Source organism: Armatimonadota bacterium, assembly GCA_035527535.1.
In the GTDB taxonomy this organism is placed as follows: Bacteria; Armatimonadota; Hebobacteria.
Map to the genome: position 1 here is coordinate 1 of DATLAK010000135.1, position 13,129 is coordinate 13,129.

At 69.3% G+C, this 13,129-nt stretch carries 12 protein-coding genes; 8 read left to right on the plus strand and 4 right to left on the minus strand.

Features of this window, described 5'->3' with window-relative positions; translation table 11 throughout:
* Together VM221_09580 and VM221_09585 are read right to left on the minus strand one after the other, a co-directional pair.
* Positions 1-631 (minus strand): hypothetical protein (locus VM221_09580; protein HUT75064.1); only part of this gene is annotated, 631 nt, incomplete at its 3' end.
* Positions 624-917: a DUF2089 family protein gene (locus VM221_09585; protein HUT75065.1), complete on the minus strand. Its 294-nt coding sequence runs from the start codon at positions 915-917 to the stop codon at positions 624-626. The genes VM221_09580 and VM221_09585, both read right to left, overlap by 8 nt.
* A 339-nt stretch (positions 918-1,256) precedes the next feature.
* On the opposite strand from VM221_09585, the gene VM221_09590 reads away from it, so the two are divergent.
* The 6 genes from VM221_09590 to VM221_09615 all read left to right on the plus strand — a co-directional run bounded on the left by VM221_09590 (position 1,257) and on the right by VM221_09615 (position 7,733).
* Entirely contained in the window at positions 1,257-2,222 is a 966-nt protein-coding gene (locus VM221_09590; protein HUT75066.1) for a CehA/McbA family metallohydrolase, read from the plus strand.
* Between the two features lie 201 nt (positions 2,223-2,423).
* Positions 2,424-3,239, plus strand: a complete 816-nt coding sequence (locus VM221_09595) for a sugar phosphate isomerase/epimerase family protein (GenBank protein ID HUT75067.1) — start codon at positions 2,424-2,426, stop codon at positions 3,237-3,239.
* 101 nt (positions 3,240-3,340) lie between these two features.
* The gene (locus VM221_09600; GenBank protein HUT75068.1) at positions 3,341-4,522 is read left to right on the plus strand and encodes a PmoA family protein; all 1,182 of its coding nucleotides are present in this window, start codon (positions 3,341-3,343) and stop codon (positions 4,520-4,522) included.
* A gap of 64 nt (positions 4,523-4,586) precedes the next feature.
* Entirely contained in the window at positions 4,587-5,228 is a 642-nt protein-coding gene (locus VM221_09605) for a haloacid dehalogenase (GenBank protein ID HUT75069.1), read from the plus strand.
* Positions 5,229-5,480: 252 nt separating this feature from the next.
* Positions 5,481-6,518 carry a potassium channel protein gene (locus tag VM221_09610; protein ID HUT75070.1) on the plus strand — a complete coding sequence of 346 codons (1,038 nt, stop codon included), beginning with the start codon at positions 5,481-5,483 and terminating at the stop codon, positions 6,516-6,518.
* 117 nt (positions 6,519-6,635) lie between these two features.
* On the plus strand, positions 6,636-7,733 hold the full coding sequence (locus VM221_09615; protein ID HUT75071.1) for a sialidase family protein: 1,098 nt from the start codon (positions 6,636-6,638) through the stop codon (positions 7,731-7,733).
* Between the two features lie 84 nt (positions 7,734-7,817).
* Here VM221_09615 and VM221_09620 read toward each other — a convergent pair whose 3' ends face one another.
* Positions 7,818-9,551, minus strand: coding sequence for a cation:proton antiporter (locus VM221_09620; GenBank protein ID HUT75072.1), 1,734 nt, complete (start codon positions 9,549-9,551; stop codon positions 7,818-7,820).
* 157 nt (positions 9,552-9,708) lie between these two features.
* On the opposite strand from VM221_09620, the gene VM221_09625 reads away from it, so the two are divergent.
* Both VM221_09625 and VM221_09630 read left to right on the plus strand, forming a co-directional pair.
* Positions 9,709-10,713 carry a Gfo/Idh/MocA family oxidoreductase gene (locus VM221_09625; protein ID HUT75073.1) on the plus strand — a complete coding sequence of 335 codons (1,005 nt, stop codon included), beginning with the start codon at positions 9,709-9,711 and terminating at the stop codon, positions 10,711-10,713.
* 43 nt (positions 10,714-10,756) lie between these two features.
* A complete protein-coding gene (locus tag VM221_09630; GenBank protein ID HUT75074.1) occupies positions 10,757-11,743 on the plus strand; it encodes a Gfo/Idh/MocA family oxidoreductase in 987 nt (328 codons plus the stop codon).
* A gap of 137 nt (positions 11,744-11,880) precedes the next feature.
* Here the strand turns inward: VM221_09630 and VM221_09635 are convergent, their stop codons facing one another.
* Positions 11,881-12,939, minus strand: a complete 1,059-nt coding sequence (locus VM221_09635; GenBank protein HUT75075.1) for a uroporphyrinogen decarboxylase family protein — start codon at positions 12,937-12,939, stop codon at positions 11,881-11,883.
* Between the last annotated feature and the right edge of the window lie 190 nt (positions 12,940-13,129).

The following is a 13,129-nucleotide window of genomic DNA, read 5'->3' on the forward strand; positions in this document are numbered from 1 at the left end:
GGCCCGCGCGGTCGAACAAGATCAGCTTCGACGCTGCTTCAGCGACCAGCAGCCCTGCGATGAACGTGCCGACCGCCGCGGCGCCCCTGATGTTGCAGCAAGTGCTGTAGGAGCGGTACATGAGCCAGACCATCCACACGGCCGCCATGATCGCGCCCAGCAGCACCACGGCGAAAACCGCTACCTCGGTCGCCGGGGCCGCAGGCATTCGACCCTTGCTCATCAGGCTGCGCGTAACCGCGACCAAGTATCGCTGGTATGGAGGGGCAAGGGCGAGGACCGCCGTGATCGCGCTCGGCCACCTGGCCATGGCCTGTGTGCCGAACAGGTCGATCGCACGAAAAGCGGTCCTCGAGGCGAGCTTCCCCATGACGAACAGCACCGTCGCCGCGCACAGCCAGTTGACCAGCCCCTCACCCAGGAACAACGGAAGACGGGCGGGGACGCCGGTGTGGGCGTCCAGGACGCCGTCGAAATGGGTGTTGCTGAAAGAGCCGACGAAGCCGGCAAGCATGATGGCCGCCAGCCCCAGAGCCAGGGAGCGGGCGCCGGCGACGTAGGTGAAGGGATCGAATAGCCGTTCCCGGAGTCCGGGCCCGGGGGGGTGGGGGTCTGGCGCTGTGTCAGTCATTCTCGCCCTCCGGCTGCCGCTGCGAGCGGCTCAGTCTGCCGATGATCTCATCCAATCGGTTGCGCACCGTGGGATAGCTGACCCCGAGCAGGCGCGCCATCTCCTTGAGGCTGCCGCTTGCCATCACGAACTGCAGGATGAACTCCTGGTCGCTGCGGCCCAGGCTAGCCAGGGCCGGCAGCTCGTACAACCCCTCGACCTCGGTGCCGCAGTCTTGACAAGACAGCCGTTTGACGGCAAGCTTGTGGCCGCAGCTCGGGCACTCAATAGGCAGCGAACTTGCCATTATCACTCTGCTCATTAATAATATACCATCATATATATATATTGTCAAGCCTCTAGTAGAATTATTCCCAAGCGTAGCGTAACCCGGTTGCGCCGGCAATACGCTCTGACGGCAGCATGGCCGGGCATTGATGGCGGACGGGTGTGTTCCTTTTCAGTGGGTATGGCTGTCCGGGCACGGACCGATGGCGCTCCACCCCACCTTCATCCTCCCCCTGGAAAGGGGAGCGTTGATTCGCGCAGCCCCACTCTCCGTTGCCACACCCCTGGATCACCAGGCGCGCCAGTTGACGCCGAGCGGAGACTGTCCTATAATCACGCGACGCACATGGAGGCGCTCATGACTGACCCCACTCGCGGCCCGGTGGACGAGCCGCAGTCTTCCGATATCCCCGCGGCAACGCCCGCAACGCGGCACGTGAACTACCGCACCCCCTGGGCGCTGCCCGGCCAATGGTATCGCGGCGCCCTGCACTTCCACACCACGGAATCGGACGCCGCGCTCGAGCCGGCCGCGGCGCTGGCCTGGTACCGCGAGCAGGGCTACCATTTCGCCGCCATCACCGACCACAACCGGCTCACCCATGCCGCGAGCGCCAGCGACGACTCGTTCCTGGCGCTGCCGGGCATCGAGCTCAACGTCGGGCGCACCGAGGTCGGTGGGGACTATCACATCGTCGGGCTGGGCGTTACCGCCGAGCCGGTCGTGGATGAAGGCGCGGGGGCGCAGGCGGCGATTGATGCCATCCGCGCGGCGGGCGGCGAGGCCATCCTGGCGCATCCGTATTGGAGCGGTGCGACCGCGCACGACCTGCAGGGCCTGCAGGGAGCGCTGGGCGTCGAGGTGTACAACTCGACGTGCGAGGAGAGCATCGCCAAGGGGCTGTCGGCGGTGCACTGGGACGAGCTGCTGGCGCGCGGGCAGCGGCTGTGGGGGCTGGCGGTGGATGACGCGCACTGGCGGCGCCCGGATCACGGGCAGGGGTGGGTGGTGCTCAAGGCGCGGCGGCTGGAGCGCGAGGCGGTCATGGCCGCGCTGCGCGCGGGGCACTTCTACTCCACGCGCGGCCCACGCATCACCGGCATTGAGGTGTTCGAAGGCGCGGTGCGCGTGACCTGCTCGTCGGTGGCGACCATCAGCTTCATCTGCGATAATTCCAGGGGTAAGCGTTTTCGCGCCGAAGGGGCCGCGGGCATCGGGCGCGCGGAGTTCACGCCGCCCCCGGAGGTGAGCTACGTGCGCGTGGAGTGCGCGGATCAGCAGGGACGAGTGGCGTGGAGCAATCCCATATACTGGTCGCCGTAGCCTGCGCGGTCACCCGCAGCTTTCTGCGGATGTCATTCCGGGGGAGCCGGTCGGCGCCAGGGGGTAAACCCCGCAACCGAGGACTCGTCGGCCTTTGGCGGAATCCCCAATGGGGGTAGGAGGTCAGGGATTCCTCGCTGGGGCTCGGAATCACATGGGCCGGGGCCTCACGTTGACACTCCACGGACGGACGGAGCAGGCATGAAATTCGCGATCTGCAACGAGCTGTTCGAGAACTGGCCGTGGGAGCGGGTGTGTGAGTTCGCGGCCGCCACCGGCTACGACGGCGTCGAGGTCGCCCCGTTCACCCTCGCCGCGGCGGTCAACGAGGTGCCGCCCGCGCGCCGGCAGCAGCTGCGCGAGCAGGCGCGGCGGGCGGGGCTGGAGGTGGTGGGGCTGCACTGGCTGCTGGTGTCGCCGCAGGGGCTGTACGTCAACACGCCGGAGCCGGCGATCCGCGCGCGCACCGCGCAGTACCTGGCCGACCTGGTGGATTTCTGCGGGGACCTGGGTGGTCGGATCATGATCTTGGGTTCGCCCAAGCAGCGCAACGTCGCCGCCGGTCTCACCTACGAGCAGGCCTGGGAGCTGGCCCAGGAGGCGCTGCGGCCGGCGCTGGAGCGGGCGGCGGCGCGCGGCGTGACCATCTGCCCGGAGGCGCTCTCGCCGCGGGAGACCGATTTCATCAACACCGCGGCGGAGGCGCGCCGCTTGGTGGAGGAGGTGGGGCACCCCAACCTGCGGATGATGCTCGACGTCAAGGCGATGAGCTCGGAGGGAACGCCGATCGCCGACATCATCCGCGCCAACGGCGACCTGCTCGCCCACGTCCACGCCAATGACGCCAACCTGCGCGGCCCCGGCTTCGGCGACACCGATTTCGGCCCTATCGCCGAGGCCCTGCGCGACGTCGGCTACCAGGGCTACGTGTCGGTGGAGGTGTTCGACTTCACCCCCGACCCGCAGACCATCGCCGCGCGCAGCCTGGCCCACTTGCGGGAGAAGTTCGCCGCTTAGGGAAAACTGCGCAAATAGCGGGGCAGCCGCCGCTGCTGCCAATGCCCGCAGCGGCGCAGCCGAGGACGGCTGCGCCGCCAATTCCTCGGAGGAAGAACGCAATGAAGGACCAACGGTTTGTCGTCAGCGCGGGCCCGCACCATCGCCACAAGTGCCCGCTGATAACCCGCCTGCCGTGGGCGGGGGAGCCTTTGCCGGCGGTGTTTGGCATCACCGACCTGACTGCGGATCACACCGCCCCGGCGCAACTGATGCCGTGGCTGGCGGGGGCGCAGGAGATCTGCTTCGCGTGGATCCTGGAGGACCTGGCGCCGGGGCACGCGCGCGAGTTCGCCCTCACGCCGCAGCCTCCGGCGGCGGGAGCGGGGGTGGAGCTGGCCGACGCCGGAGCGGGGCGCATCGAGGTCAACCTCGACGGCGACCTCTTCACCGCCTACAACTTCGGCAGCGAGCTGGCGCGCCCCAACCTGCACCCTTTGATCGGCCCCGGCGGGCGCCACGTGACGCGCGACTATCCGATGGCGCAAGGGCCGGCGGGGGAGAGGAGCGACCACATTCATCATCGTTCCGTATGGGTTGCCCACGGCGACGTCAACGGCACCGACAACTGGAGCGAGCTAGAAGGGCACGGGCGCACCGTGCATCGCGACTTCGCGCGCCGCGAGGCGGGACCGGTGATGGGGGTGCTCGAGGCGCGCTCCCAGTGGGTGACCGCGGGCGGCGAGCCTCTGCTGGAGGAGCGGCTGGCGATGATCTTCTACAACCTGCCGGCGGAGTGGCGCTGCTTCGATCTCGACCTGGACCTGCGCCCGAGCGCGGGAGAAGTGCGCTTCGGCGACACCAAGGAGGGCGGGCTGTGTGGGGTGCGGGTGGCGACCTCGATGGACGCCAAGCTGGATGGGCGCATCGAGAATGCCTATGGCGGGGTGCAGGAAGCCGAGACCTGGGGCAAGCGCGCGCATTGGTGCGATTATTCGGGGCCGGTGCAGGGGGAGATCGTGGGCATCGCCATCTTCGATCACCCCAACAGCTTCCGCCATCCCACCTACTGGCACGTGCGCGATTACGGCCTCATGACCGCCAACCCCTTCGCGCTGTCGCACTACTTCGATGACCCCGCCCGCGACGGCAGCCATGTGCTCCACCCGGGCGAGACGATGGCGCTGCGCTATCGGATCTACCTCCATCTGGGGGACGCCGGCGGCGGCGCGGTGGCGGACAAGTACCACGATTTCATCAACCCGCCGCGGGTGGCGCTGGCGGAGGGCGGCGGGCACGGATAGTCGCCGCCCGGGAGCTCCGACGGCAGCGACGTGCGAATGATCAGGGCCGGGAGGCAAGAGGCGAATGGATTTGGCGCGACTGGGGCAGATCGGCAACAAGATACGGGCTGACTTCGACGCCAAGGATGCGGCGCGGGAGAAGGCGCTAGCGCTGTCGCGAGAGGTGATCCGCAACAGCGCGAACGCCATCCGCGCCGTGCATCGGGGCGAGTTCGACGACGCGCGCAAGCTCTTGGTCGTCACCGGGGAAATGGTCGCCCAGGCGCGCAAGCTGCTCAGGGGCCACCCGGAGATCTACAGCGCGGGCTTTGCCCAAGACGCGCAGAAGGAATACGCCGAAGCGCGGCTGACGCTGGCGCTCATCCATCGCGAGCCGGTGCCCGACCCCGACGAGCTGAAGGTTGATTATGCCGCCTATCTCAACGGCCTGGCGGAGGCGGTGGGGGAGCTGCGGCGCCACGTGCTGGACGAGATGCGCCAGGCCGAACCCACCTGGGGCGAGGAGTTGCTCACCGCCATGGACGACATCTACTACCTGCTGGTGTCGTTCGATTACCCCAGCGCCATCACCAACAACCTCAAGCGCACCACCGATGTCACGCGCTCGATCATCGAGAGGACCCGCGGCGACATGACCAGTGCCCAACGCCAGGAGCGCCTGGAGCAGGCGATGCGCCGGCTGGAGAAGCATATCGAGGAGGAATAGCGGCGACCGCGGTGGGGCCGGGGGCGATCCGCGCCTCTCGCCGGGGCGCAGCCGGCAGGTGATATGCGGGGCACAGGTGCTGGACCTGTGCCCCGCCTGCTTTGGGTGGCGCCGCCCCGCGGGCGGTGACAGGATAACGCACCCGCGGGGCGAAAGCGTACGCCGCGACCGGCACCCAGGCGGCGGCCGGCGAGGAGGCGAGCGATTTACGAGCCGCGCTATCAGCGAGGGGAGCCCACCGCCGGCGTCAACGTGCTGGCGGTGCGCGAGCGCCAGCGCACGAGCCTGCGCGCGCTGCAGTTGGCGGTGGCGGCGCTGGCGGCGCTGGTGGTAATCGCGGTGCTGTACTACTGGCGCTTCGAGCACTACAACCCGGTGGATGCGATGTTCATGACGGTGATCACCATCTCCACCGTGGGGTACCGCGAGGTGCACTCGCTCAGCACCGCGGGTAAGCTCTTCACCATCCTGTTTATCCTGGGCGGGCTCGCCACCGCCACCTTCGCCCTGCGCTACGGGGCGGACCTGGTAGTGAGCGCGCAACTGGTGGACTTCTGGGGCAGGCGGAGACGAATGAAAACCATCGGCAAGCTCACGGATCACCACATCATTTGCGGCTACGGGCGCATGGGGCAGGAGATCGTGCGCCAGCTCGCACGCCACGGGGCGGACCTGGTGGTGGTTGAACACAATCCCGAGCAGCTGTCCCGATTGCAGGACGAGGGGGTCCTGTTCGTCGCCGGCAACGCGACCGAGGACGACATGCTGCTGGCGGCGGGGGTGGAGCGGGCGAAGAGCCTGGTGGCGGTTGCCTCCAGCGATGAGGACAACCTGTTCATCACCATCAGCGCGCGGGCGCTTAGCCCCAACCTCTACATCGTCGCGCGCTGCGCCAGCGCGACCTCGCACGGCAAGTTCACGCGCGCCGGCGCGGACCGGGTGATCTCGCCCTACGTGACCGGCGGACGGCAGATGGCGGCGGCGCTGCTGCACCCGGTGCTGGTGGATTTCCTCGACCTGTGGCTGCGGGTGGATGAGACCGACCTGGACCTGGCGGAGGTGATGGTCACCACCGAGGCGAGCTTCGCCGGGACCCCCCTGGGGGAGGCCCGCATTCGGGAGCAGTGCGGGGCCGGCGTCATCGCCGTGCGCGGCCCGGATGGCCGTTTTCATACCAACCCGTCGCCGGAGCGCGTGCTCGAGGCGGGTGACGTGCTGATCGCGCTCGGCACTCCCGAGCAACTCAACTGCCTGGAGCGGCTGGCCCGCGGCGAGCCGCAGGCGAGCTAGCTCCGGGGCAGGAGGCAAGCTCCTGCCCTACGGGGTATGCCGTATCCATCAGATGAAGGTTGACGGAGCACCAGCGGCCGGCTCACAGACGCGCTGGCGCGACCGCCGGAGGGAATCATGTGCGCTTCCATTGACGTACGCAAGCTGCCCGGAGCGAGGGAGGTTGCGCTGGTGCGGGAGGCCGGCTACTTCCCGGTGCTGGCGCTGCTGGGGAAGCGCGAGGCTTACCCGTCCTCAGGCGAGGTGGTGGCGGTGCTGCGTGGGGGTGCGGGGCACGTGGGTATCGAGGGCCGGCTGGAGCTGGTGCGCTCGCGCGACGGCGGCGCCACCTGGCTGCCGCCGTCGGTAATCGTGGACAGCGACTGGGATGACCGCAACCCGGCGGTCGGCGCCGCGCCGGACGGCGCGCTGGTCGTGGCCTACTTCCACGCCAACTGCTATGATGATCAGGGGCGCTGGGATCCTCACGTCGGCGCCATCCATACGCTGGTCGTCCGCTCCCACGACGGCGGCCACAGTTGGGAGCCGCCGCATCCGCTCGGCTTCCAGCCGCTCGACGGACGGTCGCCCTACGGGCGCATGATCGTCTTCCCCGACGGCACGCTGGGGATGGCCATCTACGGCGCACGAATAGGCGACGAGACGCGCGGCAGCGCCGTGCGGCCACATTCCTACCTGCTGCGCTCGACCGACGGCGGCCGCACCTGGGGCGATCCCTCGCTCGTGGGGGCGGGGTTCACCGAGATCGCGTTTCTGCGCTGCCCCGATGGCACACTCATTGCGGCGCTGCGCGCAGAGGATCCCAAGCACATCTCCGCCTACGTGTCGGTGAGCGAGTCCCTTGACGACGGCCGCACCTGGTCAGCAGCCATCCCCGTGACCGATGCCGGCGAGCATCCGGCGGACCTGACACTGCTGGGCAATGGGTGGGTGCTGCTAGCTTATGGCCACCGCCACGAGCCCTTCGGCGTGCAGGGCATGGTCAGCCGCGACTGCGGGCACTCCTGGGACGGGGAGCGCAAGCTTGTCTTCAACGATGACCGCCCGAGCGGGGACTGCGGTTACCCCAGCACCGTGCGTTTCCCCGACGGCACGCTGCTGACGGTGTACTACTCGGCCGGCGACCACATGGATCCCTACCGCCTGGAGGGGGCGTTTGCGGCGGGGGTGCTCTACCCCGAGGCGGAGCTGATCGCGGCGTGTGAATCGCGCTGAGGACGCGCGACTGGCAGACGCCGCGGCGCGGCCACAGCCGGCGGCGCCTGTGCCACCGGGTGGGGTCGCGCCCGGTGGGGGCGGTCAGCCCGCGTCGTCCGGCCGGTCCCGGCGCCGCAGCGCGAGGTAACGCTGGCGGCGCACGGCATCCACCCTCGCCTGGGCCGCGGCGGGCTCGCGGCCCAGGTGCAGCAGGGTGTGGCGTATGATCTCCAGGCTGGCCTCGAATTCGGCCTGCACCACCTCGTCGGCGCCCTCGCGGTACATGGGGTCAATCTCCTCGGTCGGGTGCACGCGGGCGAGGACCGCCAGGTGCGGGTTCACGCGCTTGAGGGCGCGTATCGCCAGGCGCGTGGTGATGGCGTCGGGCAGGGCAAGCACCGCCAGGCAGCAGCGCTCGGCGCCGGCGGCCTCCAGCACTCGCCAACTGGCCGCATCGCCGTAGAACGCGGGGGTGCCGCGCGACCGCAGCTCGGCGACCACGCCCTGGTCGAAATCCACCACCGCGAAGTGCTCGCCGTCCTCGAGCAGGGTCTCCCCCACGTGGCGGCCGACGCGCCCGTAGCCGCACAGCAGCACGAACGCCTCCCGCTCGGCGCAGCCCTGGGGCAGGTCGCGCAGCTCCTCGCGCGCGAGTTGTTCGTCGGCGGCGGCGACCAGGCGCAGACGTCTGTAAAGTGCCCCGCCGGCCCCGAAGAGCGCGGGGCTGAGCAGCAGACTGATGGCGGCCACCGCCTGCACCAGGGACAGGTGCTCGCGGGTGATGAGGCCGCTGCTGAAGGCCACGGTCGCCACCACGAAGGAGAACTCGCCGACGTTGGCCAACCCCAGGCCGGCCACCAAGGCAGAGCGCACGTGAAAGCGCGCTAGCAGGCAGGCCGCCACCACGATCGCGGCTTTCCCCGCTACCACCGCAGCCAGGATGGCCAGTGCCCACGCGGGGTGATCGAGCACCGAGGCGGGATCGAACAGCAGCCCCAGCGAGACGAAGAAGACCATGCCGAACAGGTCGCGCAGGGGGGTGATGTCGGCCAGCACCTCGTGGCTGTAATCGGATTCGCCCAGCACCAGGCCGGCCACAAACGCCCCAAGCGCCAGCGAAAAGCCCAGGTAGTGGGCACCGAAGGCTCCGCCGAAGCACAACATCGCCGCCAGCGCGACGAACACCTCCTTGTTGTAGGAGCGCGCCACCACCCGCAGCAAGGCCGGCACCAGCCAGTGGGCGAGCACGAACACGCCGAGCAGGAAGATGAGGCCCTTGATCAACAGCCCGCCCAGGGCGGCCAGCCCCATCGCGCTCGTCCCCGCCAGAAACGGCAGCACCCCGACCATGAGCACCGCTGCCAGGTCCTGCACCAGCAGCACCGCGATCATCAGGCGCCCATGGTTGGTATGCAGCTCCCCGCGGTCGCCCAGCAGGCGCACCACCACCATGGTGCTGCTGAGGGCGAGCGCGAACCCCAGGATCAGCGCCGGATTGAAGCCCCAGCCCAGCAGTTCCCCCAGGCCGTAACCCAGCCCCACGCTAAGCGCCAACTGCGTCGGCGCCGCCACCAGGGCGGCCAACTTCCCCTGCCTCAGCGAGCGCAGGGAGAGCTCGACGCCAAGGGCGAACAGCAGCAGCGCCACCCCCAGCTCGGCCATGCTTGTCACCGTGTCGAGGTCGCGCACCACGTTGAGCCCAGCGGGGCCGGCGGCGACGCCCGCCACCAGGTAGCCGACGATGGTAGGCAGGCGCAAGCTGCGCGCCACCAGGCCGCCCGCGAGGCCGGCGCCCAGGGCGATGGTGAGCTCGCGTAAGATGTCGGCTCCGGTCATTGCCTTGCTCCGAGTAATGCTTGCCTGCTCACCTATTCCGTCGCCCGACGCCTTCCTCCTGGCCGCGAAACCAACACTCGCCTCTGCCCCGCTGCGGAAGGACGCCCGCGGCGGCGCGGCGAATCCGTAGGCAATTCCGTGGTGGGCGCGAGGTGAGATGATGTACGGAGTTGGCATTATCGGCTGCGGCGGCATGGGAAGCGGCCACGCGGCACGCTTTGCCTCATTCCCAGACGCGCAGGTCGTCGCCTGCGCCGACGTCGTCGAGGAACGAGCGCAGCGGCTCGCCGCCGAGCACGGCGCCCGAGCCTACGGGGACGGGCGCCGACTGTTGGCCGACCGGCGCGTTGACATCGCGGTCATTTGCACGCCGACGCCGTTTCACGCGCCCCTGATCGAGGCCGCCGCCAAGCGCGGCAAGCACATCTTCAGCGAGAAGCCGCTGGCGCGCACGCTGGCGGAGGCGCGCCGCGCCATCGCCGCCGCCGAGGAGGCTGGCGTGCGCCTGATGGTGGGGCACGTGCTGCGCTTCTTCCCCGAGTATGCCCTCGCCAAGCGCCTGCTCGACGAGGGGGCGGTGGGACGGCCGGCGGTGGCGCGGACGGCGCGCTGCTCAGGCCATCCCCAGCCCCCCGCTGACTGGTACGGGGATTACGCGATGAGCGGCGGCGTGCTGGTGGACATGGCCATCCACGACATTGACTTCCTGCTCTGGTGCTTCGGCCCCGCGGAGCGCGTTTACTGCAAGGCGCTGACCCACCGGGGGCCGGCGTTGACCGACTACGGCCTGGTGACGGTGCGCTTCCGCAACCGGGTGATCGCGCACGTCGAGGGCAGTTGGGCGCACACCCCCGGCATCTTCTACACCCAACTCGAGATCGCCGGCGACCGCGGGCTCATCGAGTACGACAGCGACACCGCCGTGCCGCTGCGCGTGTGGCGCAAGCCCAAGCGCGGCAGCCGCGCGCCCGCGGTGGTGGTGCCCGAGAGCCCGCTCGCCGACAGCCCTTACGCGGCCGAGGTGCGCGAGTTCATGGACTGCGTGCGCACCGGACGCCAGCCATCGGTGACCCCCGAGGACGCGTACCGCGCGCTGGAGGTGGCGCTCGCCGCCGAGCAGAGCACTCTACGCGGCGAGGTCGTGGCCCTGCCGCTGGCGTGAATCATGGGCGCAGACCACCGCCCTACGCAGGACGGAGGAGAGCATGGTCAAGATCGGCATCCTGAGCTTCGCCCACACCCACGCGTCGGCTTACGCGCGCTGTGTCAAGGAACTGCCCAACGCGCGCCTGGTCGGCATCGCTGACAGCAGCCAGGCGCGGGGCGAGCGCATGGCGGCCCAGTTCGGGACCCGTCTCATGGCGCGCAACGAGCTGTTGGCGAAGGCGGACGCGGTCATCGTCACCGCCGAGAACGCGCGCCACGCGCGGTGGGTCATTCCCGCGGCGCAGGCGGGCTGCCACGTGCTGTGCGAGAAGCCCATCGCCGCCGATCCCGCCGACGGCCGGCGCATGATCGCCGCCTGCGAGGCGGCGGGCGTGCAGTTGGGGATCGCCTTCCCCTGTCGCTTCATGCCGCCGATGCTGCGGCTGAAGGCGCTGTGCGACGACGGCGCGCTCGGCAAGTTCCTCGCCGCCACGGGCGCCAACCGCGGGCGCATGCCCGGCGGCTGGTTCACCAAGCCCAAGCTCGCGGGCGGCGGAGCGGTGCTCGATCACTCCGTGCACCTGGTGGACCTGCTGCGGTGGATGCTGAAGGCGGAGGTGGTCGAGGTCTACGCGGAAGTAGATCGCCTCATGCACGACATCGCCAGCGACGACTGCGGCGCGGTGACCGTGACCTTCGACAACGGGGTCTTCGCCACCCTCGACCCCAGTTGGTCGCGCCCCCGGTGCTACCCGACGTGGGGGGATGTGATGCTGCAGATCGTGGGCACCGACGGCGTCGCCGCCGCCAACGGCTTCCGCCAGAAGTTCGACCTCTACGATGACCGCCGCGGCGTCGGCGAGTGGCACTACTGGGGCTCGGACGTCAACCGGGCGATGATCGCCGACTTCGTGGACGCGGTCGAGAATGACCGCCCCTTCGGCGTCACCGGGGACGACGGCCTGCGCGCGCTGGAGGTCGCGGTCGCCGCCTACCGCTCGGCCGCATTGGGGCGGCCGGTGAAGATGCAGGAGATCTCGGCCTGAACCATCAGCTCGCCCCGTCGGCGCCACCGGCGGGGCTCAATCCCACTGCTTCGGAGTCCCGCCGCACGGGCCCGCCGCGAGGAACCTGCCATGCGGGGGCGAGATTCTTCACTGCGTTCAGAATGAAACAATGCGGGCTAGAACGCGCCGTACTTGTGCACCAACTCGATCACGCGCTGGTACTGCTCGAAGCTGACGTCGCTGGGCACGGAGTGGTCGGAGTGGTAGATGTAGCCGCCGCCGCGCTTGGCGACCGGAATCTTGGCGGCGATCTCGCGCTCGATGACGCCGGGGTCGGGATGCGACATCGCGCGCACGTCAATGCCGCCCATGAACGCCAGCGCGTCGCCGAACTGGCGCTTGAGCGCGACCAGGTCCATTCCCGCCTTGACCTCCAGCGGCTGCAGGCAGTCGAGCCCGGCCTCGATGAGCTGGGGCGCGATCGCGGCCACGCGGCCGCAACTGTGCAGGATCGTCGGCAACCCCCGGCCGTGGAAGAAGTCGTAGACGCGCTTCTGCGACGGGAACTCGAGCTCGCGAAAGGCGGCGGGCGAGAACAGAGTGGCGTTGCGATAGCCCAGGTCGTCGAACATCCACGCGCCGTCGAACTCGAACCCGCGGGCGAGCATCTCCTCACACCCGGTGATCACCAGCTCCACCGCGCTGTCGAACATCTCCTTGACCCATGCCGGGTCCTCCGCGATGGCCATTAGCAGCGTCTCGGAGCCGACGTAGGCCTGAGTGCGGTCGTAGCCGATGGCGGCGCTGACACAGACGAACTTCCCCTCAGCCCGCGCCGCGCGATTGGCTTCCAGCGCGTTATCCCAGTCCACGCGGGTGTCGTTCCACGCCAGGCGCGGCTTGTGCTGCTCCCACGCGCGGCGCGTATTGACGGTGAAGTCAATGAGCTCGGGGGTTGACTCGTGGTCCTTGAAGCTGCGGCGCGTGGCACCCTTGGCGTCGCGGTACACAGTGTAAGTGTCGGTCTCCTCGAGGGTCTCCTTCGGCAGTTGAAACGACAGGTCCATCCCCTGGCTGACGATCTCGTAGCCGAAGTAGTCGGCGGGGGATTGATCCTCGGGCAGCCCCTCGCGGTGCCAGCGGTTGATGGTGTGGGTCCAGGGGCTGTCGTGAATGGGAATGCGATCCGCTTCCTGGTGGCGCAGCGCGGCCAAGACGCGCTCACGAGAAGTCACGGGCGGCTCCTATCGAGTGTGATGCGCCATGATACCACCCGCCGCCTGACATCGGCAAGCGGGGATTCGCCAAGGCTGTGACCGCAAGCGGTTGGGGTCACCCTGGGCGCGCCCCGACTCGTCGGGGCGCGGATGTACGGGCAAGGCATGCCTTGCCCCTACGAGGTCGCGCCCGGTGCGTCGCCCAACC

Excerpts from the sequence above, each read along its gene's own strand:
- VM221_09585 (HUT75065.1), bottom strand. The coding sequence starts at position 917 with ATGGCAAGTTCGCTGCCTATTGAGTGCCCGAGCTGCGGCCACAAGCTT.
- VM221_09590 (HUT75066.1), top strand. The coding sequence starts at position 1,257 with ATGACTGACCCCACTCGCGGCCCGGTGGACGAGCCGCAGTCTTCCGAT.
- VM221_09595 (HUT75067.1), top strand. The coding sequence starts at position 2,424 with ATGAAATTCGCGATCTGCAACGAGCTGTTCGAGAACTGGCCGTGGGAG.
- VM221_09600 (HUT75068.1), top strand. The coding sequence starts at position 3,341 with ATGAAGGACCAACGGTTTGTCGTCAGCGCGGGCCCGCACCATCGCCAC.
- VM221_09605 (HUT75069.1), top strand. The coding sequence starts at position 4,587 with ATGGATTTGGCGCGACTGGGGCAGATCGGCAACAAGATACGGGCTGAC.
- VM221_09615 (HUT75071.1), top strand. The coding sequence starts at position 6,636 with ATGTGCGCTTCCATTGACGTACGCAAGCTGCCCGGAGCGAGGGAGGTT.
- VM221_09620 (HUT75072.1), bottom strand. The coding sequence starts at position 9,551 with ATGACCGGAGCCGACATCTTACGCGAGCTCACCATCGCCCTGGGCGCC.
- VM221_09625 (HUT75073.1), top strand. The coding sequence starts at position 9,709 with ATGATGTACGGAGTTGGCATTATCGGCTGCGGCGGCATGGGAAGCGGC.
- VM221_09630 (HUT75074.1), top strand. The coding sequence starts at position 10,757 with ATGGTCAAGATCGGCATCCTGAGCTTCGCCCACACCCACGCGTCGGCT.